Below are 20,799 nucleotides of genomic sequence, written 5' to 3' on the forward strand. Positions count from 1 at the left end.
GGCGGGTCAGGTCCGGGTTTCGGCCGTGGATTTGGCGGGGTAGGGAACCGTTTGAATTTGATTCTACAGGTGCGGGCGATTTATCAAACTGGTGCTCATATTGAACACACGGAGGCAGAGATGACCCCCAAAAGCAAATCCGGCAAAGCTTATGCTGCCAGGAGGAAGACCGAGGCCGCCAGGAAAAAAGCAAAGTCTGCCGCGACAGCGGAGAAGAAGAGATTAGGCGACTCTTCGCTGGACTGGATTGCCGATACGACCGAGCGTGAAGCGGTCCTGCAGGAGGCCGAAAGCCCTCAGGCCGCTAAAGATATAGAGCCAAAAGAGACGAAAATCGAGATGGGCAAGCACTTCGAAGCTGAACAAGCCGGCGGGAAGCCGGAGTCCGATACGACCGAGCGTGAAGCGGTCCTGCAGGAGGACGAAAGCCCTCAGGCCGCTAAGGATATAGAGCCAAAAGAGGCGAAAATCGGGATGGGCAAGCACTTCGATGCTGAACAAGCCGGCGGGAAGCCGGAGTCCGCGCCCGCGACGCGCCTGGGCATTTCGGCCAACTCCTCGACCATCACCAAGGGCAGGACAATGGCCGGGGCAGCCAAAAAGGAGATATCGGTCGAAGAAGTGAAGAGGAACCTGGGTGAAGAAAAAGTTGCGCCCTTACCCGCGGAACCCGCCAGAACCGCACGGGCGAAAAAGACTCCCTCCGCGAAAGTTCCTGTTAAAGCTGCCGGGAAAATAAAGGCGCCGGCGGCGGCAAGCCCCGCCAAAGCCGCATGGGCGGAAAAGACTCCCACCGCTAAAGCTCCGAAAGCTCCTGTGGAAAAAGTCGAGGCCGAAGCTCCCCATATCCCTGACGATTCATCGACGATAGTAACGAAGAAGTCGAAGGCCGCCCGCAAGGAAGCTAAGGCCGGGGAAGCGAAAAAAGCTCCCGCACGGGTAAAAGCCCCCGCGCCGGTTGCGGCTTTCAAGGAAAAGGTGGCCGTCCCGGCCAGGAAAAGCTGGAGCAAAATCGCGGAGTTGGGCGCCCCCCTGGTAAAGGGCGGTCGGAAGGTTTCCGAGACAGCGGCGAAGCCGTTCAAGTCAGGTAAATTAAAGGAATCGGTCGGCTCGGCGCTGAAAGCCGCCAAACAGCCGGTCAAGGCCGTTGCCGCCTTGGACCGCGGTATCGCCCGCTCGCTGAAAAAAGCGGCCCTGTTCGACGCACCCGGGAAAACGGGGAAGTCGTTGATCGATAATCTCAGGGAGACCGACGCGCGAATCACGAAATCCGTCAAGGATCTGATTGATTCGATTTTTTAAATAATCCGGGTTTGCAAGCTAACCGAATAATACGAAAACCCGGATGCGGGATCGGAATTTTCAATTACTGGGGGGCGTTGAGCCCCCCCGTTGTTTCCCCAGGCCTTTTATGCGGGGATTGAAACCGGGAGATGTAATTAAATGCCGACCAAGGTTATTGCCATAGTCAACCAGAAGGGCGGAGTCGGGAAAACGACCACCGCCGCGAACCTGGGCAGCTATCTGGCACATCTGCAAAAAAAGGTGCTGCTGGTCGATCTCGATCCCCAGGCAAACCTGACCCTGCATTTCGGGATCGATGCCCGGAGCCTGGAGCGCTCCTGTTACAACCTGCTGATGGACGATGAGTCGGGAACCGATGGGATCGTAATTAACAGCGGGATCGACAACCTGAAGCTGATCCCGGCCTCGATGAGGATGGCCGACGCGGAGCTGGAGCTGGTCAACGTGGTCGGCAGGGAGAGAGCGCTGGCCGAGGGGCTGGAGGAGGTGATCGAGAGTGGCGAATATGATTTCGTGCTGATCGATTGCTCCCCTTCGCTGGGGCTGCTGACCCTGAATGCCCTGACCGCGGCGAACGAGGTGTTCATCACCGTCCAGCCCGACTATTTCTCCCTGCAGGGAATCGGCAGGCTGCTCCGCACCCTGGACCTGGTCCGCAAGAGGCTGAACCCGAAGCTGGAAGTGACGGGGGTCGTGCTGTGCATGTTCAATCCCAGCCGTAACCTGTCTTGGGAGGTTACCGAAAAGATCAGGGAGATTTTCAAGGACAAGGTTTTTAACACATACATCAGGGTCAATGTAAACCTGGCCGAGGCCCCCAGCTACGGCCAGCCTATTTTGACTTACGCCCCCAATTCTAATGGAGCGAAGGATTATTTGCGGCTGGCCAAGGAAATCCTTTATGGCAAAAGTATTATTTTTAAGCCCACAGACGACTCCGCCTCCACCGGTACTGCCGGGGAATATACTCCGAAGAATCTGAGTAAGCGAACCAGGATTCATTTTGCCTGCGATGACAAGGAACTATGCAACACGGTCAAGGCCGCCTTTTCACCGTTAACCAGGCAATTTAGTTTTTCAACCAGTTTCGAACGGGCGAAAAGCCGCCTGGAAAAGAAACCGGTCGATATCCTGATTACAGACTTGAAACTATCGGGACAGGATGGGCTGGAGCTTGTTAAATGGGTACAAGACAGAAACGACCTGGTAGATATCCCGGTCGTAATGGTGGCCGGTGAGGCGTCGAGAAATTCCGTTTACGAATGCAAAAAAATGGGAGTCGCCAAATATCTGGTAAAACCTTTCGATTTTAGACGGTTGATCAAATATGTCGACGCCGCGCTCGAGACGCGCCGAAAAAAACGGTAGCTCGCGGCGGGATCGATAATTTCCGACACGAGGCACTTCGCCAATCTTAGCCGGACAATCGAACAGTGATTCAGAAAAAACAGTTGATTGCTGCGTTTGACGGTATCACTGATTTGATCCTGATAATAGACCCTGACTACAACATCGTTTTCGCCAATAGTGCCTTCTGCGATTTTTACGAGGTAAACGACCTCCGGAAGATAATCGGCCGGAAGTGTTATTCCACCTGCCGGGGGCTGATGGAGCGTTGCGATATTTGCCCGGCCATGGGGACCCTGGAATCGGGGGAGACAGTAACCGTAGAAAAGGAGCTTCGCGGCGAGATCCTTAAATACTGGACGTACCCTGTCTATGATGAGAATAATACCGTCGTAAGTATCGTTTCCTGCGCACGCATCATAACGGGCCAGAAAAGAATGGAACAGGAGCTTGTCCGTTCGGAAAAGCTAAAGGGGATCGGCCAGCTCGCCGCCGGGGTGGCCCATGAAATAAACAACCCCTTATGTTCTATCATCGGCTACACCCAGTTGATCCAGGAGTCGCTGCCCAAAAGCGACCCGAATCACGCATTCTTAATCGACGTCTTAGAAAGTGCCGTTCAGGCGAAGAGAATTGTAGACGGCCTGTTGGAGTATTCACGCCAGTCAGTTTACAGCACCAGGCTTTGTGGCATAGGGAATGTCATAAAAAAAACCCTTGAACTGGTTAAATATCAACTGAGTGCCAAAAAGATATCGGTTTCCTGCGAAATTGCGGACGGCCTGCCGCGGGTGAAAATCGACATCCAGAAAACAATACAGGCGTTTCTCAATATTCTGTTGAACGCCCTGGAAGCATCGCCCGAGGGAGGGACTGTTTTTATCGATGCCCGCCGGAACGGCGATGACTGTCTGATAGTGAGGCTGCGTGACGAGGGGTGCGGGATCTCAAGCGACGATATTTCCAATATCTTCAATCCTTTCTTCACCACCAAGGATGTCGGCAAGGGCACCGGCCTGGGCCTGTCGATAGCCCAGGGCATTTTCGAGCATCAGAACGCTAAAATAAAAGTCGAGAGCGAATTGGGAAAAGGTACGTGTTTTGAAGTTCAACTGCCGGTGGAAAAGCAGAGTGCAGGTGATCAGAAATGACCGATAGAATTTTGGCGGTAGACGACGATCCGCAAATCAGGAAAATGTTATCCACCGCTCTGAGCAAGGTGGGATACAAGGTTTCCGTTGCGAGCGGCTCCAACGAAGCCCTGCGTCTCGTGGAGCAGAAACCTTTCGATCTGGTCCTGCTCGATATCGTCATGCCGGAGATGGACGGCCTGAAGCTGTTGAAATTGCTCAAGAAGAAACACCCCGATCTTATCTTCATCATGATAACCGGTTATCCAAGCATCGAAAGCTCGGTCAAGGCGATCAAGAGTGGGGCGTATGATTATTTAACCAAACCGTTTTCTCTGGATGAAGTTCGTTTTACGGTAACAAAGGCTTTGGAGCATTACAAAACTTTAAGTGAGAATTTAAGGCTTAAACAGGTGTTAAGAGAAAAGGACAACCATGTCGAGTTAGTCGGCAACAGTCCGAAAATGCAGCAGATTTTCAACACCATCAAGAGCGTTAGTGATATTGACTGCACTATCCTGTTGGAAGGTGAAAGCGGTACCGGCAAGGAGGTTGTCGCGCGAACGATCCACCGGGACAGCAAGCGCTCGGACAAGCCGTTTATTACGGTCAACTGCGGAGCCCTGCCGGAAACCCTCCTGGAAAGCGAGTTATTCGGATATGAAAAAGGCGCGTTCACCGGCGCCGTGGGCCAGAAAAGGGGCCTGATTGAAATCGCCAACGGCGGTGTGCTGTTCCTCGATGAAATCGGCGAGACCAGCAAGGCCATGCAGGTCAAGCTCCTTCGAGTACTCGAGGACAAAGCAGTCAGGAGGCTTGGTTCCACAAAAACCATTGAGATAGATTTCAAATTGATAGCCGCCACCAACAAGAATTTGCTCGATGAAGTGGAAAAAGGTAATTTTCGCGAGGACCTCTATTACAGGCTCAATGTAATGTCCTTGAAAATGCCTCCCCTCAGAGATAGAAAAGAAGATATTCCCTTGTTGCTTAATCATTTTGTAAGTCGGTTCAGCCTCCAATATTCCAAACAGGTGAGCGGGTTTTCGGACAAGGCCAGGGACCTGTTGCTGATGTATGATTTCCCGGGGAACGTCAGAGAATTGTCCAATATTGTCGAGAGGGCTGTTATCCTGACCTCCAACAACAAAATACGCAAGGAACTGATTTCCGGAATAATCGATAATAAAAGCCCGAAACTGAAAGAGGATACTTTCAGAATAGATACCGTGGAGAAAAATCATATCAGAAAAATCATGGAAGTGACAAACGGGCAAAAATCAAAAGCAGCGGAACTTTTGGGAATAGACAGAAAGACGCTTTATCTGAAGCTTAAGAAGTACATGATTTCACCCGATTAACCGGGGCATTTTAACGCTTCGGCGGGGCATCATTCCCCATTTTTACATCTTCAGCTTTTTTTGTCCTCCATGGCACCTTCCGCCTCCCCCTGCTGTAACTTTTCAAGGAGCCTATCCCCTTTAATTACAACACCTTAATTTCAACACCTTAGCACTAAAGGAGTAATTTTCTCTCCGCTGAAACGGCAGGTCTTCGTTTGTTGAGCATGTTCGATATACCGAATTTGCTTAATCCGATCTAAATTCACCGCTTTTGTACAATTCTCCCGTGGCACAATTCCCCATTCAAGCCTTCTCTCCTTGATTTCTATATTGCTACATATCAATTAGTTATCGGAGCGCTTGGAGCTGGCACGCTATTTGTTGAGAATACTTTCTCAACCGCGTGGGCTTGGAATACTTTAACAGGGAAAGACCGCCATGTTACAAGCCATGATAATCGGACGGAATAAGGAATCCATCGACTTGATAAAGGCGGTCTGCTGTTATAAAAACTGCAAGGTGATTGTCATCGATAATCTACTCGATTTCAATTTTCTGGATAAGGAAAAAATAGATATTGTTTTCATGGAGTTCGACAGCCTGCAGTCCATGGCCACGGACCTGATCTTCTCCTTAATAAGCGCCTACGCCGCCAACAGGCCGGTAATTATCTTCTCGGAAAAAACAGATCTTTCAGAAGATATCGAATTACAGAAAAGAAAAATATTCTACAGACTGGCTAAACCGTTAAATACCGAGGAGATTGAACATGTAATAGCTGCTGTAATTGATACAGTCAGCAAGACTGAGAGCCATGCGGACAAAATTTATCGCACTGATGCGGCCCGAGATGAAGAAAGGCATCGAGACTACAAGCCGAAAGCTTTCGGCGGTGCGATTAAAAAAGTCTTTAAACTATTAAATAAGGTTGATAAAAAAGCCAGTTCAATTGCTCAAGGCATGAGTTCAAAAAAATTGGAAAAAGCTGTTACTTTGGTATATATACCGATAGATAGTGTCGATGACTTTATGAAAAAAATAGTGACGAATCTGCATATTTAACCTGGAGGATGAAAACAATGCATAACATAATCGGCGGCTTGGTAATGATTGTCCTGGGCTTGCTCGGCCTGGCGGTCTGGTGGCCTGAATTCGGCCTGGTGCTGCGCGGGCTGGTACCTTTCGGCCTGATCATTGTCGGGCTGCTGTGGATATCCTCGAAATATTACCGGAAAAACGGCCACGACTGACCGCCGTGCCATGCACTCCCCGCTGGCGGCGGGTCAATCGCGGAGTTGGCGGTGGCCGTACAATCCAGCCCCGGCAAGATAAAGCGGCTTTCTTTCTTGCCGCGAGGGAAAACTCGACCAGGAGATCCACTTGGGGTCGCGGAGTGCTTTTTGTGTTTAGGCAACAGTAACTCGCATTAGACGACTGGCGCGATGAAAACAGCGAACGACAGGGTAGCGAAAAAATGTTTCAATCCGTGGTTTAATTTCCTGCTGATATTCAGTGTGGCGGCCCTTACCCTGGCGGCAATATTGGTCTTGGACGGGAACCATGTAAAGTTCAGTTTCGCCAGGCTCAATTTCGTCAGAAGTTTCTTCGATGATGACAGCCCGGGGGACAACATTTTGGTCGCCGCCACCGGCTCGGATCCGGCAAGCTCGGTGGCGGTGCAGTTCGAAACCTGCCCTTATTTCCTGGTTGTCCGGGAATCGGGCGGGCAATACGATTATTTTTCCAATTCCCGCTCACGCTTCAATGAAAACGCCATGCGCGAATTTGTCCACCAGCAAAACATTGAGGCTGTCATCACCGGGACCATCGAGATCGGAACTTTCCAGGCGTTGAATGCCAGCCGGGTGGAAATTTTCACCGGAGTGACGGGCCGGGTTGAAGATGCGCTGAAAAAATACCGGAAAAACGAGCTGGTTACCTACAGCCGGCACTATCATAACAGGCGGCCGAATAATGTTTCCAGCGGTTCCGGCTACCCGGCGCCGGCAAGGAAGGCCGCTTTTTAATCGAAAGAATTCACCGGCGCTTGCCGTGGGGCAGATCACTGCCGACGAAAGATTACCGTATGTTCAAGCTGTTTCAAAAAGACGTTGATTTTTGCGATGTATCGCTAACACCCTGGCTGATAATTCTGGTCTGCTGCAGTGTTGTGGTGCTGGGCTGGGGGATCTACCGGCAAGATGAACTGGACCCTGACCTGCTGGCGGAAAAACTGAACCAGACGGTGCAGGACAGGGCCATGCTGCTGGCGAATCTTCCGGCTGACGGGCGGCAAGCCCCTCTCCAGTGGCAGCAACCGGTCCGTCAGCCCGCCCGCTATTCGACATCTCCTCCTTCGCCCCCGGCCGGCGGAATGAGCGCCGGGACCAGTTCCCTGCACTTCCTGCAGAACGCGTTTAAGCGGGCTATCGAGTCAGTGCGGCCGGTGGTGGTCCATATCAAATCCACCAAGGTTAACGCCGGAACCGGCCGGGGCCAGCCGCTCGAAAGTGTGGGCTCGGGAATTATTGTAAGCCCCCGCGGGCATATCCTGACCAACTATCATGTGATTGCAAACGCCCATACTATCTATGTTTCGGTCTATGGGACCGTACATCGAACCTATCGCGCCTGGGTGATCGACCACCACGAGGAAACCGACCTGACACTTCTGCAAATGGACACCGATGGCATTTTCACCCCCGCGGAGCTGGGCAACTCCGACCTGGTGGAAGCCGGCGACATGGTCCTGGCCATCGGCAGCCCGTTCGGCATGGACCAGACAGTTACCTCGGGCATTGTCAGCAGCGTGGGCAAGACCCTCGTGATTGACGGCGTCAGGTACGAGAACATGATCCAGACTGATGCGCCGATCAACCGTGGCAGCAGTGGCGGACCGTTGGTCAACATCGAGGGCGAGGTGATCGGGATCAACACGGCGATCTACTCTCCCACCGGCGTGTTCAGCGGAACCGCTTTCGCGATGCCGGTCAACCGGGTCAGAAGGTTTCTGGCTGCTCACAATATTCTGCTCACCGGAAATGCCGGCCCGTTTGCCGCCAATTTCCAGCGCATGGGCGCGGAGCCTGCTCCCGCCGCCGGCCCCAGGGGCTGGCTGGGTGTGGAAATTCAGCCTGTCGACCAGACCACCGCCCTGCACATGGGCCTGCCCTACATCGGCGGGGTGCTGATTAACCGGGTAAGTGAAAATTCCCCTGCCTCGGACAATGGGGTCAAGCGGGGAGACGTGATCCTGGAAATAAACGATATAGAAATCCTGGACCACGAGCACTTCGGCCGCCTGATGGCGGGCAGGCAGATCGCTGAACCTTTGAAATTGCTCGTTTTCAGCGGAAAAGAACTCAAGGAGCTGTTTGTCACTCTCTCGCAGCTTCCCGGCTGACACTTCGCCGGGGCTATTAGATTAGTTGGATAAATAAACAACCTCTGTCGCGGGGACTTACCGACCCCCGGCCGGAAAGCTTCACGGCTGATTAAAAAATCTTTTCTTAACTTGCGAATCACCGAAAAAGGAGAAATCTAAAATGAACAAGCCGAAGTACCTCACCGGGCCAACAGTGACAGCCGCTCTTTTCTTGCTTGTACTGGTGATCGTTATATTCGCCTTGTTCTCCGGCAACAGCGGCCGTTCTTATGAAACCGACTTCAGTGTAAGCGGCAGCATGCGCAACGGCGTGTTTGTCCACAACGAATGGTTTTCGGCCGAGGTCTGGCAGGTGAACAGGGAAATCGCCCGGCGCTACGGCCTCCCCAAAGGAACCAAGGGCCTGATCATCACCGAGCTCGAGGGGAACCCGGAAGTCAAGCTGAAATTGCGCAACGGTGATGTGATAACGGCGATCAACAACCATGAAATAAAAAACATTCGCGACTTCCGCAAAGCCTCGCGCGGCATCAACCCCATCCAGGGCATGTTTCTGGACATCCAGCGTGGCGGCCACCCGATGTACGTTTCGGTCTCCGGCGGCGGAAGGGGCTATGACAGCCGGCCTTATCCATACAACGGGGGAACCCACCCGTTCACGATGGCCGAGGTCGCTCCCTTTATGGGCCGGGATTTCAATGTCGGCGGGATGGACCTTAGGGCCGGCGTGCTGGGCCGGCCGATCGAAAGGTGGATCGAAAGCAAATTCGGCAGCGGCTGTTTCGCCTGTCCCAAGTGCGGCACCCTGGTGCCCGGAGATACTCCCGCCAGCAAGGGGCGCATCTCCTGTCCGAACTGCAATACCAGGATGGTACGTAAAAAATAACGTGTAACGCGTTTTCAACATTTATCCGGGAGATCGAACATGCCTGAACAGGGAAAAAACCTCTTCAAGGACCGCACCATCCCGATTGCCGCCTCGGTGGTTATTTTGCTGATCGTGATCGCCGGAATCTGCGCAATGGCGTCATCATCCGATCTAAGCTACGACCTGCGGGAAGAGGCGTGGGATTTCTACAACTACCAGCAGGAGGAGTTGACGGATTATTACCATTGCCATCACTGCGGCACAATTGTCCCCTGCCCGCTGAACCCCGACCGGGCAGGCAAGCCCTGCCCGAGCTGCGGGGTGATGATGGGTTTTGTCTCCCGCGGCATGGCCGCCGCCCGGGGGGCCGTCGGGCCGTACATGGACGCTCCCGGCAGGCTCGGCCTTGGTGGGTTCGGGCCGGGCGGCTACCTGGTCTGCCCCGGCTGCGGGACCGTGGCCCCGCACAGGGTGGGAGTGCCGGCTTACAAGGTCGACTGCCCGAGATGCGGAAGTAAAATGTACCGGCAGCTTCCGGCCGGTATCCCGACGGCGTTTTTTAACAATAATACCTCCGGAAGCCAGTCCTACCAGCAAAATTATTACCAGAACCCCCCGCCGATCAACTCGAACTCGGTTATGACGCACGAGTACCGGGGAGTGTGCAGCAAGTGCCATCAAATCACGGACCTGCCACCCGGCGGCCAGAACTCTTACGTGCCGGCCGGCGGCGGCGGTTTTTATAACCAGGGACAAAACAACCCCTATCCTGTCACTCCCGGAGGAAACTATACTCCCGGAGGGAATTATTTGTACTGACGCACCTGATGTTACGTAACATTTCCCAAACCATTCAACTCAATTAGGGAGGCTCGACATGTTTGAGGGAAGCGTAATTATCTGGCTGGTGCTGGCGATTGTCACCGCGTTTCTGGCGGCCAAAAAGAACCGCTCGTTCCTGGGCTGGCTGATTATCGGCCTGATCATACCCCTGATCGGTTTTATCCTGATCCTGGTTATGCCCAAGGGGAAGGCCCTGGAAAACGCCGCCCAGTCCGCCTGACCCCGGCCGCGGGCAAGGTCCGAACCAGGCACCCGGCGGCTTCGGTGCAAACCGCACTGGAGCGGCGCCCCGGTGAAGATGATATTCGTAGCTCGTTACCACCCGGTTTTACAAGCTGTTAACTCGAATTAGGGAGGCTCGCCGTGTTTGAGGGAAGCATAATTATCTGGCTGGTGCTGGCAATTGTCACCGCCTTTCTGGCGGCCAGGAAGAACCGCTCTTTCATCGGTTGGCTGATTATCGGCCTGATCATGCCCCTGATCGGCTTCATCCTGATCCTGGTGATGCCCGAGGGGAAGGCCCTGGAAAACGCCGCCTGATCCGCCTTTACCCCCTCTCGGGCAGGGATCGGGAGGCACAGGCACACGCCTGTTCAGCCCTCTTGTTGCCTCCTCCGGCGGCATTCGCCGCCGGAGAGCGGTTAACCGGTTAAGGGGTAAGCGCATTGAGATGGCTTGCCGTACCAGGAAAAAACTTAGGAAGCTGTCAAAGCGTATAAATAGAATTTAAGTTTTCTTCCGCATAACTCCGGCATCGGCCGGCGGAAAAACAGGGATATGCTGGTAAAAAAAATAGACAACGCCACCTTGGTGGTAGTCCTGATAATTATGGGACTGATGCTTTTCGGGATCATTACCGCCGAGTCCGAAGACGTGATCCTGAGGGGCCGTTCCGCCACGGAGCGCTCCTCTCCAGCCGTGCCGCTGGACAGGTATGCGTTTACTCCTTCTGCGCCAGCGGCCGATGGGATCGGCGGCTCTCTGCCTTATATAATGGCCGGTGGCGGCGCTCCGGTGCAGTATGCGGACGTGCTGGTGGGCACCATGGCCCCGCCCGCTCCCCAGGCCCGGGTGCCCGGCGAGGGCGTCTGGCTGGGCATGGAAATCGAGGGGTTGTCCCCGGGCACGATCCGGGAGCTGAGACTGCCGCAAAATATAACCGGCGTGATAGTGGATTCGGCGCCCCCGGGCAGTATCGCTGAAAAAGCCGGCCTGCGAAACGGTGACATTATCAAGGCGATCAACGGCCGGCCGGTGGTGAACATGGCCGACTATATCAAGGCAACCGGGAACCAGAAGCTGAAATCCGCCACCCTGAGGGTGGAGCGCAACGGCCAGGTGATGGATCTCCAGGTTCCCCAGGGCACGGTTGCAGGCGCGGGACTGGCCGGGCGACAATCCTGGACTCAAAGATATCCCACCGGCCCTGGCATAGATACGTATACCTATGCGAGTCCCACGCTGACCCACCCGTTTACACATAAGCCTATTCCACCGATAAGTGTGAACTCACCCATGCCGCATGCTTTCCGGGGCGTTTGCGCGAAGTGCCATCGGATCGTTCCCGGCAGCTCCCTGCCCTATCCGCCGGTCTATTCCCGGGTCGGCCAGGCGGGCCGGGGCAATAGTGCGCTGCCCACGCCCGCCCAGCAGCGTGCTTCCCGGAAAGTGCTGGTGGAGGGCCACTGGCTGGGGATGGAATTAATCCCGATCACTCCCGAGTTGGCCCGGATGTATAACTTGCCCGCCGGTGTCAGCGGCCTGCTGGTGGATGAGGTGACCCTGGAGGCCGCAGAATCCGGCCTGCTGGCCGGGGACGTGCTGCAGAGTATCAATAATATACCGGTCGCAAATCTGCGGGATTTCGAGTTGGCCACCAGAAAGGTCGAATTATTGCCTACGGCCACTCTCGGGGTGCTGCGCAACCGGCGGCGCGCAACAATTACTCTGCGTTCCCGCTGGGGGAGGCTCGGAGCTTCGCAGAACGAGGCAGCGCAACCGATACAACCCGGCGCTATCAGCCCCCATCAGAACATGGGCCGGGCCTGCACCGACTGTCACATTATTATGAAAAACGGTGGCCAGCTTCAGAAAGATGCCGGCGATATCCTGCCCACTCCGCCGCCGGTCACCCTTAACTCTCAGGCGCCCCACTCCTACAGGGGGCAGTGTAACAACTGCCATCCCATTGTCAGGTAAAGTTTGAGACAGGAAAGCAGCCATGCTTAAGTTCATTTTTGCGGTCTTGCTGACTACGATAGTAGTCCTGTTCGCGCTGCAGAATTCAATCCAGGTGCCCATCAGGCTCCTGACTTTCGAACCGGTGGAGGTTCGGCTGATATTCGTGATTCTTTCCTCAATGTTTGTCGGGGCCTTGATCCCGATATTCTATCGGCTGGTAAAGCGGATAAAATCCTCCAAGTCCGGGAAGGAAATAGTGGTGCGGGAAGAAATTTTCGAGGAAGAGGATTGAAGCTTGCGGAAACGGAAGGTTTGAATGAGATGTACCGATTGCCAGGGATGTCATTCCCGCGTGGGCTGGATCGGACTGGTCGCAAGTGTGCTGATCGGCGCTTTCACGATAGTTGTCGGCCTCCTGACCAACAGTAAAGCGCTTATCGCGGCATCACTCTGCTCCGGGATAGATGTCGCAACAGCGCTTACGGTGCTGCTCGGCTTGAAGTTGTCCGGCAAACCGATCGACCTGGAACACCCCTATGGACACGGGAAAGTCGAGTTCATCGCGGTGGGTGGTATCAGCGTGTTGCTGGTAGTCAGCGCACTGGTCCTGTTCTTTCATTCGGCCAGGAGTATCTACAACGGCGAACCAGGCCCCCAGCATTTGCTGACCCTGGCGGCCGCCCTGGTTGCCGCGGCGGCGAATGAAATCAAGTTCAGGTACGCGCGTTGTGTGGGCAGGCAGCTCCAGAGTCCGGCGATAATGTCCCATGCCGAGCATGCCAGGGTCGATGCGGTCTCCTCGGCTGCCGTCGGAGTTGGCGTGGTCTGTGCGCGGGTTGGGCTGCATTTTGTCGATCCCCTTATCGCCATCTTCGAGATCGGCCATATCCTGAATGCAAGTGTAAAGATGCTCGTAAAGAGCATCCGGAGCCTGATGGACATCTCCCTGCCGCAGGACAGGGTCGGCCCGATTCGCGAGATGACCGGCGCGGTCGAGGGCGTGGAAGGGATCAACTACCTGTTCGCCAGGCAGTTGGGCCAGCACATCTGGATCGAGCTGTCGATTTTTGTTGACCCTGAGATTACTGTGTATGATGGTAAGCTTATCGCGGAAAAAGTGCGGACAGGCATCCTGGAAAATACTCAGAATATCGGCAACGTCCAGGTCCAGTTCATGGCCGGAGCTGCTTGAACAGCCGGGGGTTAACCATTTAATGTGCGCCCAGAATAATACACTATCAAAGACACCTGAAAAATGTGTCAACTGCGCCAAAAGGGTGCCGGTGGTCTGTTTTTTCTCGAACCTGACCTTGGCAATATTCAAGATGTCGGTCGGCCACCTGACCAACAGCAAGGGGCTGTTTGCCGATGGTATTCATTCGCTTAGCGACGTAGTAGCCACCACCGGTGTGATTGTAAGCCTGAAAATTGCCCAAAAAGGCGATGACCCGCGCTACCCGTACGGACGAGGCAAGATCGAGTTCGTCAGTTGCGTTTTCGTCTACTCGATCCTGTTTACCGTCTCGATCCTGATTTTTGCCGAAGCGATCAATAGCATCATTGAAGGAAACCTGAAGCCGCCTGGCCTAATCTCCCTGTTCTCGGCCTTTGTCTCGGTCATCGCCAACGTGCTCCTGTTCAAGCTCGGGCTATGTGCGGGAAGGGCGGTTAACAGCCCCGCGATCATCGCCAATGCCAACGAGAACAAAGCGGACATGCTCTCATCTATCGCCGTGATAATCGGCATTGCCGGATCGAACCTGGGCTATCTTTACTTCGATCCCCTGGCCGCGGTTGCCGTGAGCCTGATAATTTTCCGGGCTTCCACCACCTTGGGATGGAAGGCGATTGAAGCTCTGATGGATACCTCGCTGCCCCCCGGTAAGCTCAGGGCGATTAACGAAATAATATTGGAAATGGGGGTGGTTGAGAGGGTCAATTATATCAAGACCAGACGATTGGGTTCCCATTACTGGCTGGATGTGGGGGTTCAGGTGTCCCCCAGCCTGACGATGCGCGAGGGTGACGTGCTGTTGAAGGTGGTTAAAAAGACGATACTGGGGATTTCCGAAAAGATCAGGGACGCCACCGTGGTGCTTGCCTGCACCAAGCCTGAAGAGAAAACCGAAAACGACAAGGGTGTCAATGGGATACTCGGTAAGCTGAAAACCCTGATTGCTTTGCCTGTCAGGGCCGGTTAGTTGTGTACGGAAGTGATAATTTAACCTCGGGCCCGCATTGGCCCCGGGGTCACTGCAGCCTTTAAAACTTGCTAAAGCGGAGGACAAGAAAATGGACGCCTGTATCATAAAAAACTGCAACGAGGAAGCTTACGAGCAGGGCATGTGCGCCAAGCATTATGTCGACTTTATCAAGAAAGTCATACCCGAGCAAATACAGCCTGGCAAAAAGAGTGCCGGTGCCGGCGGAGCCGAGGATATGCCCGCCAGAACAGAATTCTTCCTTCATTCCACGCTGGCGCACGTGGAAAAAATTACGGACTCGATGGTTGCCTCGTTCAACAATATTTTCAATCTGACCAAAAGAGAAGCGGCCGAAGTATACTTTCAGATGGGCAAGCGGTTCCTGGCCAAGAGCGACAGCCGGAAAGCCATCTCGTATTTGAAAAAGGTCGTGGAGCTTAATCCCGACAAGGCGGATTCGAAATATCAGCTCGGTACGGCCTATTATGCGGAAGGCCTCTATGACGAGGCGATCGTCGCTCTGGAGCAGGCCATCGAGCTGGGCTCCGACAACGCCGGCTGCCATTTTGCCCTGGGGCTGGCCTATGAGCAGAAGGAGCTCCACGACAAGGCGGTCGCCTCCTTGAAAAAAGCCGCCGAACTCGATCCGGACAACCCGGATGCCCATTACTGGCTCGGAGTTATCTCCGATGCCGGGGAAAAATACAAGGAAGCGGTCAAATCCTTCCAGAAGGCTATCGAGCTGGACCCGACGCGGGCGGACTATCATCAGAGCCTGGGTTACACGTTCGAGAGCCTGGACAAGCATGCCGAGGCGGTCAAGTGCTACAAGAAGGTCATGTTCCTTAACAGGCCCTCGCTCTGACCGGCGCCGTCTCCCGCGCGGTAATTAATCCGGAGAAACTCTCCGACTGGAGCCAAGTATGATCGGCGCTAAAAAACCGGTCTCGATTGAAGACCAGGTGTACAGAAAAATCCTCAGTTCGAGGAAAAAGAAAGCACGCCGGAAATCTCCGAACATGACGGAGAAAATCATTACCATCGTAATTTCCCTGATCATCCTGTTGTTCGCTTTCGGGTGCGCCTACTACTACAACGTATTTATCAACCTGCAGTATAACATCGAGGCAGACCTGGCCCAGATCGACACCCAGCTGCAGAAAAGGAAAAACCTGATTATCAATCTGGGGATAACGGTGGTCGAATACTCGAAACATGAGCGGCAGATTTTCACCCACCTGGGAGAGCTGAGGGCGGCGGTCAACGGCGGCGGTGATTCGCAAGCGCTGCTCGATGAGTTGCGCAGCGAGCTCGAGGGCGATGAGGTCCTGAGCGCGATCCTGAGCGAGAATATGGACAAATGGGAGAATGCCCTGTCCGGCCTGCTGGCGATTGCCGAACAGTACCCGGACCTGAAGCTCAGCGAGAACTTCCGCACCTTCATGGCGGCAATCCTCGATTTCGAGGAAATGATCGCCGACTTGCGGATGACCTACAACAATTCGGTCAATGAATACTCGACCATCACCGACCAGTTCCCCGGCTTTATCTTCGCGTCCATCTTCAGGTGCCAGGAATTCTCTTTCTTCCAGGTGGATGACAGCAGCCGGAAATTCATTCGGATTGATAACGATCCCGGTGGTCAGCGTGTTCCAGCAGCCACAGGCGGGGAAATTGAATGAATAACTTCTGGACCGAAAGACCATGAGGCAAAACAGCGGAACCAATAGTACGGCGATCAAGTTTGCCGTCCTGCTGCTTATCCTGGCAGTCATCCTGGCCGGATTGTTCAGCGCACCGTCCTCCGGCGCCGGCGGGCGGGGCGCAACGGGCTTTCTGCACTCGGTGGTGGTGGGCGATATAACCGGCCATGAAGTGGTGAACCTGTTTCTGCTCGGTTTCATTTCGGGCGTTGTCGGCGGAATGCTCGGCATGGGCGGCGGAGTGCTCAAGGTGGTAAACCTGCACCTGTTGCTGGGCTTCGGGATAATTTTCGCCCGAATAGTGTCGCTGCTGAGCTATGTAGTTATTTCGTTGTCCGCGTTTTTCCGTTACAGAAAGTACCGGCTGATCCTCTGGGACGTGGTCAAGCTACTGATTCCGGCTGCCATTCTCGGCGCCCTGGTGGGAGCTATCATCGGGAGTTGGATCAACAAGGAGGTCGTGGAAATTATCGTCGGGGTCTACGCTATGCTGGCAGGGATTATAGTGTTGAACCAGATCTGGGCAAACCCTGATGAGAAAGTGATGACAGAGTTTTCCTCTAACGATATAAACGAAGCCACGGCAGCCGGGATAGGGGCGGCAATGGGGGTCATCAGTAGTCTGATCGGCATCAGCGGTGGAATTATATCCACACCCCTGCAGAACTCGCTGCTGAAGGTGCCTTTGAAAAATTCGATCGCCAATACAATCACGGTTGCGGTGTTCTGCTCCATATTCGCATCGGGGTTTTTACTCTTCCAGGGGCTCAGGGCCGGGGATTTTGTGTTCGAGGAAGTCATGTTCGTAACCGTCTGTCTGATCCCCGGCAATATATTGGGCGCTCAGTTGGGAGGATACCTGACCAACAGGCTGCAGCTCAATTATATCAGGGCGGCTTTCGGGATTATCGCCTTTGTGATAGGTTTCAAAATCCTGCTGCGGCACTGACTTTCGCAAGACACATTTTTACTAAGTGAGGGAAAAAACGATGTTGATGACCCTGCTTGCCACAATCGGTCTCGTCTTTATAATCCTTGCCGCCTATAAAAGAGGCAAGCGGGAGGGGATTAAAGAGGCGGTTGACTTCTTTGTCGCTGAAATGGAAAGAAAGAGCATCGACATCCGGGTGATCGACGACATCGAACAGATCGAGGGGATTGAGGCCCCTCCCGAGTTGAGCATCCGCAAAAGGATCACCCGCCTGATCGGGAAATTAAAGACGGAACGATGCCCGGATGGCTCGAAAAAACCTGAGGCTGGATTTTCACCACCCTCAAAATTCAAGGAGTGAAAAATGAGCGACACACACCGGGAAAATGAGTCGAAAACAACTCAGCAGGCGGATAAGCAGTCCGCATCTTCCCAGCAGCAGAAAGCAGAGGCCTCCGCAAAAGCGCAGCAAGAGTATGCGGACAAGCTCAAGGACGCCGTTAATCAGGCGAAAGAGGTAGAGGGAGCGCTTTATACCGGGGTGGAGACGGTATACTGCGGCGTCAGGGAGATGGACGCCAAAATTACGGTGAAGGCGAACGAGTTGCTGTCGAAGCTGACCGGCTATTTAAGAGAATCAATCGAGTCCTATAAAAAAGCCGGCAAGGCGAAGTGAGCTGCTGACAGATTAACCGGGGAATACCTGTAATTTATTGAACACCGGCGGTGGAAGCCGGGTCTTCCGCCGCGGCCGGTGTTTTTTTCAGCCGGACCGGACGGAGCCTTTCGGTTGCCGCCCAGGGAGCGATGATGGATATTTGAACCGATATGCGGCAGTAATCGGAAAGCGATGGACTGCCTGGTAAAATTGTTCGCTTATTACACGCATGAGCGGGTCTGGAACCGCATTGATCAGGGCAGGGGAGAACCGGTCCACTGAAAAACAGTGGCGCGGTAGTGCTTTCTGAAATGTTTTCAAAAATCAACGGCTACTCTGATTGAGGACCGGAAGGAATCTGCCAAAATGCCTTTTACCAAAAAGGAGAAGCAGGACCTGGTAAGAGCAAAAAAATTGTTGGAATCCACAAGTTTTGCCGTAAAGCTGAGTGACGCGCTGGGCAGCACGATCGAAAAAGGGTTCGAATTCCTCCCGGACAAGTGGACGGAAGCAATGCAGAAGGTGATCAGGTCCTCACTGGAAAGGGCCTTTAAGCTAACCGTTCGCACCCTGAACAACCGGCCCAAAACCGTCTCCTCCGATAAACTGCACAAACTGGCCATTGTCTCCACCGGCGCGGCGGGAGGGTTTTTCGGCCTGGCGGCGCTTACCGTGGAACTGCCGGTTTCTACGATAATAATCATGCGTTCGATACTGGATATCGCCCGCAATGAGGGAGAGGCGATAAAAACTATCGAGACGAGATTGGCCTGCCTGGAGGTTTTTGCGCTGGGAGGCGGAACGGATGAGGATCACTCCACCCAGACCGGTTATTTCGCTATCAGGGCTATTCTGGCCAAGGAAATTTCGGGAATAATCGAGAACATTTCAGAAAGGCTGGTGGCCAAAGGGGTAACTCCACAGATCGGCAGGTTCCTGTCCCAGATCGGCACACGGTACGGCGTTATGGTTTCGAACAAAATCGCGGCGCAAACGATCCCCGTTGCCGGAGCGCTGGGAGGAGCGGCAATAAATACGATTTTTATCAACCATTTCCAGGCCATGGCACGAGGCCATTTTATCATCAGAAGGCTCGAGAGAAAACATGGTAAAGAAGAGATAGAAAGACTGTACCATGAAAGCTAGGCTGATTTTCCCCCAAGTCAGTGGAAGAGATCCTAAGAACTTGCAATCCGGGAAATCAAGGGTTCAAATTTATCGCTGGGCGCTGGAGTAGTCCTGACAGGGGGGACCGGCAACCTGGCCGGGATCGCAAAGGTCTGCGAGGAGATTATGTGCCTGCCTGTGTGGATCGGCAGGCCGCGGGAGTTACCGGACTGGACAAAATGGTCGATGATCCGGGCTTTGCCACGGCCGTCGGGCTGGCCCTCTGCGGGGCGGGAGGCGAGTACCTGCCCCTAGGAGGAGAGGTTTGCCGGCGCCGGCGGATCGGTTTTCGGCAAGGCTCTCAACCGGCTGAGACGGTGAGCGGATAACTTGTGGTAATCCTGGGGCACGATTTTTCTAACTTAGGCCCGAAAACGTAACTACGGTTAATTTAAAGGCGAAAAAAAATGTTAAAGAAATTTCTGCAAAGCCCGTCGGCGACAAGCCTGGGGTACATTTCAGTCATTCTCGTCCTGTTGATGGCACTGGTGCTGATCATCGAATTCCGGGGCAGGAGCGATGGCGACTTCGGCGATATTCTGCCCGGCGGCAGTGTGGGATCGGGTCGGGTGGAAAAGATCATTGCCAGGCTCAAGGGCGCGATAATATCTCAACGGGCCTCCGGGGAGGAACTGGCGGCCTTTAACAGCTCGGAAAGCAGGTTGAGCGAAATTTTTTCGCAATACCCGGAGGAAGAGCAGGCTGTAATACTGAAATACCTTCTTTCGATTGCTGGCAAAATGGAGCTTTCGAAAGAGGACATCTATTCATTGTATGATTATCATTCCTGGCAAGACGGTTCTCTGGAAAAGTTATGGCGCCATGTGTTCGACAATCTCGATAACATGGACTGGAAACCTGTGGTTTTTGCTTTTGCCAAAGCCGTGGCTATCATGCAGGAGAACTCTTCACCGGATGGTGAAAGGACCATTAGCGGCTATGCCCTGGGCGGCTCCAATGACCTGGTCATCTTCGGGCCGAACTCGCTGTTCTATCTTGAAGATGCCAAGAGCGGAAAGTTTCAGTGGAAACCGTACCGGGAATTATGGTCGTTGACGCCTGTCTATTATGGGAGTGGGGCGATTGACTTGATCCTCGTGGACCGTCAGCGGAAAGGCCCTCTCGAAGCCAGGCCGGTAAACCTCGTTCAAGGGTTGACCAGCAGCGCGAACCTGGATAAGGCGCTGGCCAGGGCCGGAGAATCTATCGCGGAGCCCCTGCCGGTCCATTCGTTGATTTGCGCCAGAGACAGCAGCGCGATGGTCTTTTGCAGCGATAGTTCTCTTGGATACTGGCGATGGCTGCGCGGTGAGGAGGATAGTGGCTGGGCTTTTAACCGGATAGAAATCGCGGACATTGAAACTGTCTTTTTGAATTCCCGGATCAGGAACGGCCATGTCTCGCTGATCACCAGCTGGGGATATCTTGAGTTCGATAATTTGACCGCCGGGGAAACAGAAGCGTTCGCCATGCTGGCAAAGGCGGTGGGCGGGGTCAATCCCGGGGCGGCCCTGGAGTTCCCGGCCGTGGCTGTGGCCAACAGGTATTATCTCTACGAGTTCCCGCGCGTTGTCGAATATATCTCCAGGCAGAGGATTCTGGATGAAGGCGAAGTTATCGTTTCCATGGTAGTGGCGAACTCTGCACTGCCGGGCGATTATCGGGGGCTTGTGGCCAGCTTTCCGGGCGGAGTTTTCAAGTGGCTGTCCGATGTTACAACCGGACTGGCAAGAG

21 protein-coding genes and 1 pseudogene are annotated in these 20,799 nt (G+C 54.0%); all 22 read left to right on the forward strand.

The window, feature by feature from the left end; all coding sequences use genetic code 11:
• Positions 1-120 precede the first annotated feature (120 nt).
• A complete protein-coding gene (locus FVQ81_04975) occupies positions 121-1,302 on the forward strand; it encodes a hypothetical protein (GenBank protein ID MBW7995922.1) in 1,182 nt (393 codons plus the stop codon).
• Positions 1,303-1,443: 141 nt separating this feature from the next.
• Positions 1,444-2,205 (forward strand): annotated as a pseudogene (locus FVQ81_04980) (ParA family protein).
• 533 nt (positions 2,206-2,738) lie between these two features.
• Entirely contained in the window at positions 2,739-3,803 is a 1,065-nt protein-coding gene (locus tag FVQ81_04985; GenBank protein ID MBW7995923.1) for a PAS domain-containing protein, read from the forward strand.
• Complete coding sequence (locus tag FVQ81_04990) at positions 3,800-5,143, forward strand: sigma-54-dependent Fis family transcriptional regulator (GenBank protein ID MBW7995924.1); 1,344 nt, start codon at positions 3,800-3,802, stop codon at positions 5,141-5,143. Before FVQ81_04985 ends, FVQ81_04990 begins: the two co-directional genes overlap by 4 nt.
• Positions 5,144-5,563: 420 nt before the next feature.
• Positions 5,564-6,187 carry a hypothetical protein gene (locus FVQ81_04995; GenBank protein MBW7995925.1) on the forward strand — a complete coding sequence of 208 codons (624 nt, stop codon included), beginning with the start codon at positions 5,564-5,566 and terminating at the stop codon, positions 6,185-6,187.
• A 380-nt stretch (positions 6,188-6,567) separates the two neighbouring features.
• Positions 6,568-7,152 (forward strand): hypothetical protein, encoded by a 585-nt coding sequence (locus FVQ81_05000; protein ID MBW7995926.1) that lies wholly within the window; start codon positions 6,568-6,570, stop codon positions 7,150-7,152.
• A gap of 59 nt (positions 7,153-7,211) precedes the next feature.
• Complete coding sequence (locus tag FVQ81_05005) at positions 7,212-8,528, forward strand: trypsin-like serine protease (GenBank protein MBW7995927.1); 1,317 nt, start codon at positions 7,212-7,214, stop codon at positions 8,526-8,528.
• Between the two features lie 142 nt (positions 8,529-8,670).
• A complete protein-coding gene (locus FVQ81_05010) occupies positions 8,671-9,396 on the forward strand; it encodes a hypothetical protein (GenBank protein ID MBW7995928.1) in 726 nt (241 codons plus the stop codon).
• A gap of 39 nt (positions 9,397-9,435) precedes the next feature.
• Positions 9,436-10,197: a hypothetical protein gene (locus tag FVQ81_05015; GenBank protein ID MBW7995929.1), complete on the forward strand. Its 762-nt coding sequence runs from the start codon at positions 9,436-9,438 to the stop codon at positions 10,195-10,197.
• 58 nt (positions 10,198-10,255) lie between these two features.
• On the forward strand, positions 10,256-10,441 hold the full coding sequence (locus tag FVQ81_05020; GenBank protein ID MBW7995930.1) for a hypothetical protein: 186 nt from the start codon (positions 10,256-10,258) through the stop codon (positions 10,439-10,441).
• A gap of 557 nt (positions 10,442-10,998) precedes the next feature.
• Complete coding sequence (locus FVQ81_05025) at positions 10,999-12,420, forward strand: hypothetical protein (GenBank protein MBW7995931.1); 1,422 nt, start codon at positions 10,999-11,001, stop codon at positions 12,418-12,420.
• Between the two features lie 22 nt (positions 12,421-12,442).
• On the forward strand, positions 12,443-12,694 hold the full coding sequence (locus tag FVQ81_05030; GenBank protein ID MBW7995932.1) for a DUF1049 domain-containing protein: 252 nt from the start codon (positions 12,443-12,445) through the stop codon (positions 12,692-12,694).
• A gap of 24 nt (positions 12,695-12,718) precedes the next feature.
• On the forward strand, positions 12,719-13,594 hold the full coding sequence (locus FVQ81_05035; GenBank protein ID MBW7995933.1) for a cation transporter: 876 nt from the start codon (positions 12,719-12,721) through the stop codon (positions 13,592-13,594).
• Positions 13,494-14,603, forward strand: coding sequence for a cation transporter (locus FVQ81_05040; protein ID MBW7995934.1), 1,110 nt, complete (start codon positions 13,494-13,496; stop codon positions 14,601-14,603). The genes FVQ81_05035 and FVQ81_05040 overlap by 101 nt, the downstream gene beginning before the upstream one ends.
• 91 nt (positions 14,604-14,694) lie before the next feature.
• Entirely contained in the window at positions 14,695-15,471 is a 777-nt protein-coding gene (locus FVQ81_05045) for a tetratricopeptide repeat protein (protein ID MBW7995935.1), read from the forward strand.
• Between the two features lie 58 nt (positions 15,472-15,529).
• A complete protein-coding gene (locus FVQ81_05050) occupies positions 15,530-16,288 on the forward strand; it encodes a LemA family protein (protein ID MBW7995936.1) in 759 nt (252 codons plus the stop codon).
• 22 nt (positions 16,289-16,310) lie between these two features.
• Positions 16,311-17,258 (forward strand): sulfite exporter TauE/SafE family protein, encoded by a 948-nt coding sequence (locus FVQ81_05055; protein MBW7995937.1) that lies wholly within the window; start codon positions 16,311-16,313, stop codon positions 17,256-17,258.
• Between the two features lie 40 nt (positions 17,259-17,298).
• Entirely contained in the window at positions 17,299-17,601 is a 303-nt protein-coding gene (locus tag FVQ81_05060; protein ID MBW7995938.1) for a hypothetical protein, read from the forward strand.
• Positions 17,602-17,604: 3 nt separating this feature from the next.
• Positions 17,605-17,916 carry a hypothetical protein gene (locus FVQ81_05065; GenBank protein ID MBW7995939.1) on the forward strand — a complete coding sequence of 104 codons (312 nt, stop codon included), beginning with the start codon at positions 17,605-17,607 and terminating at the stop codon, positions 17,914-17,916.
• A 174-nt stretch (positions 17,917-18,090) separates the two neighbouring features.
• A complete protein-coding gene (locus FVQ81_05070) occupies positions 18,091-18,180 on the forward strand; it encodes a DUF2061 domain-containing protein (GenBank protein ID MBW7995940.1) in 90 nt (29 codons plus the stop codon).
• A gap of 84 nt (positions 18,181-18,264) precedes the next feature.
• Positions 18,265-19,044, forward strand: a complete 780-nt coding sequence (locus FVQ81_05075) for an EcsC family protein (protein MBW7995941.1) — start codon at positions 18,265-18,267, stop codon at positions 19,042-19,044.
• A 428-nt stretch (positions 19,045-19,472) separates the two neighbouring features.
• A partial coding sequence (locus tag FVQ81_05080) for a hypothetical protein (GenBank protein MBW7995942.1) occupies positions 19,473-20,799 on the forward strand: 1,327 nt, incomplete at its 3' end.

The organism is Candidatus Glassbacteria bacterium, from assembly GCA_019456185.1.
Taxonomy (GTDB): Bacteria; Gemmatimonadota; Glassbacteria; order GWA2-58-10; family GWA2-58-10; genus JAJRTS01.

Excerpts from the sequence above, each read along its gene's own strand:
- FVQ81_05035 (MBW7995933.1), top strand. The coding sequence starts at position 12,719 with ATGAGATGTACCGATTGCCAGGGATGTCATTCCCGCGTGGGCTGGATC.
- FVQ81_05030 (MBW7995932.1), top strand. The coding sequence starts at position 12,443 with ATGCTTAAGTTCATTTTTGCGGTCTTGCTGACTACGATAGTAGTCCTG.
- FVQ81_04995 (MBW7995925.1), top strand. The coding sequence starts at position 5,564 with ATGTTACAAGCCATGATAATCGGACGGAATAAGGAATCCATCGACTTG.
- FVQ81_05075 (MBW7995941.1), top strand. The coding sequence starts at position 18,265 with ATGCCTTTTACCAAAAAGGAGAAGCAGGACCTGGTAAGAGCAAAAAAA.
- FVQ81_05040 (MBW7995934.1), top strand. The coding sequence starts at position 13,494 with ATGATGGTAAGCTTATCGCGGAAAAAGTGCGGACAGGCATCCTGGAAA.
- FVQ81_05000 (MBW7995926.1), top strand. The coding sequence starts at position 6,568 with ATGAAAACAGCGAACGACAGGGTAGCGAAAAAATGTTTCAATCCGTGG.
- FVQ81_05065 (MBW7995939.1), top strand. The coding sequence starts at position 17,605 with ATGAGCGACACACACCGGGAAAATGAGTCGAAAACAACTCAGCAGGCG.
- FVQ81_05055 (MBW7995937.1), top strand. The coding sequence starts at position 16,311 with ATGAGGCAAAACAGCGGAACCAATAGTACGGCGATCAAGTTTGCCGTC.
- FVQ81_05010 (MBW7995928.1), top strand. The coding sequence starts at position 8,671 with ATGAACAAGCCGAAGTACCTCACCGGGCCAACAGTGACAGCCGCTCTT.
- FVQ81_05025 (MBW7995931.1), top strand. The coding sequence starts at position 10,999 with ATGCTGGTAAAAAAAATAGACAACGCCACCTTGGTGGTAGTCCTGATA.
- FVQ81_04990 (MBW7995924.1), top strand. The coding sequence starts at position 3,800 with ATGACCGATAGAATTTTGGCGGTAGACGACGATCCGCAAATCAGGAAA.
- FVQ81_04975 (MBW7995922.1), top strand. The coding sequence starts at position 121 with ATGACCCCCAAAAGCAAATCCGGCAAAGCTTATGCTGCCAGGAGGAAG.
- FVQ81_05050 (MBW7995936.1), top strand. The coding sequence starts at position 15,530 with ATGATCGGCGCTAAAAAACCGGTCTCGATTGAAGACCAGGTGTACAGA.
- FVQ81_05005 (MBW7995927.1), top strand. The coding sequence starts at position 7,212 with ATGTTCAAGCTGTTTCAAAAAGACGTTGATTTTTGCGATGTATCGCTA.
- FVQ81_05070 (MBW7995940.1), top strand. The coding sequence starts at position 18,091 with ATGGACTGCCTGGTAAAATTGTTCGCTTATTACACGCATGAGCGGGTC.
- FVQ81_05045 (MBW7995935.1), top strand. The coding sequence starts at position 14,695 with ATGGACGCCTGTATCATAAAAAACTGCAACGAGGAAGCTTACGAGCAG.
- FVQ81_05060 (MBW7995938.1), top strand. The coding sequence starts at position 17,299 with ATGTTGATGACCCTGCTTGCCACAATCGGTCTCGTCTTTATAATCCTT.
- FVQ81_05020 (MBW7995930.1), top strand. The coding sequence starts at position 10,256 with ATGTTTGAGGGAAGCGTAATTATCTGGCTGGTGCTGGCGATTGTCACC.
- FVQ81_05015 (MBW7995929.1), top strand. The coding sequence starts at position 9,436 with ATGCCTGAACAGGGAAAAAACCTCTTCAAGGACCGCACCATCCCGATT.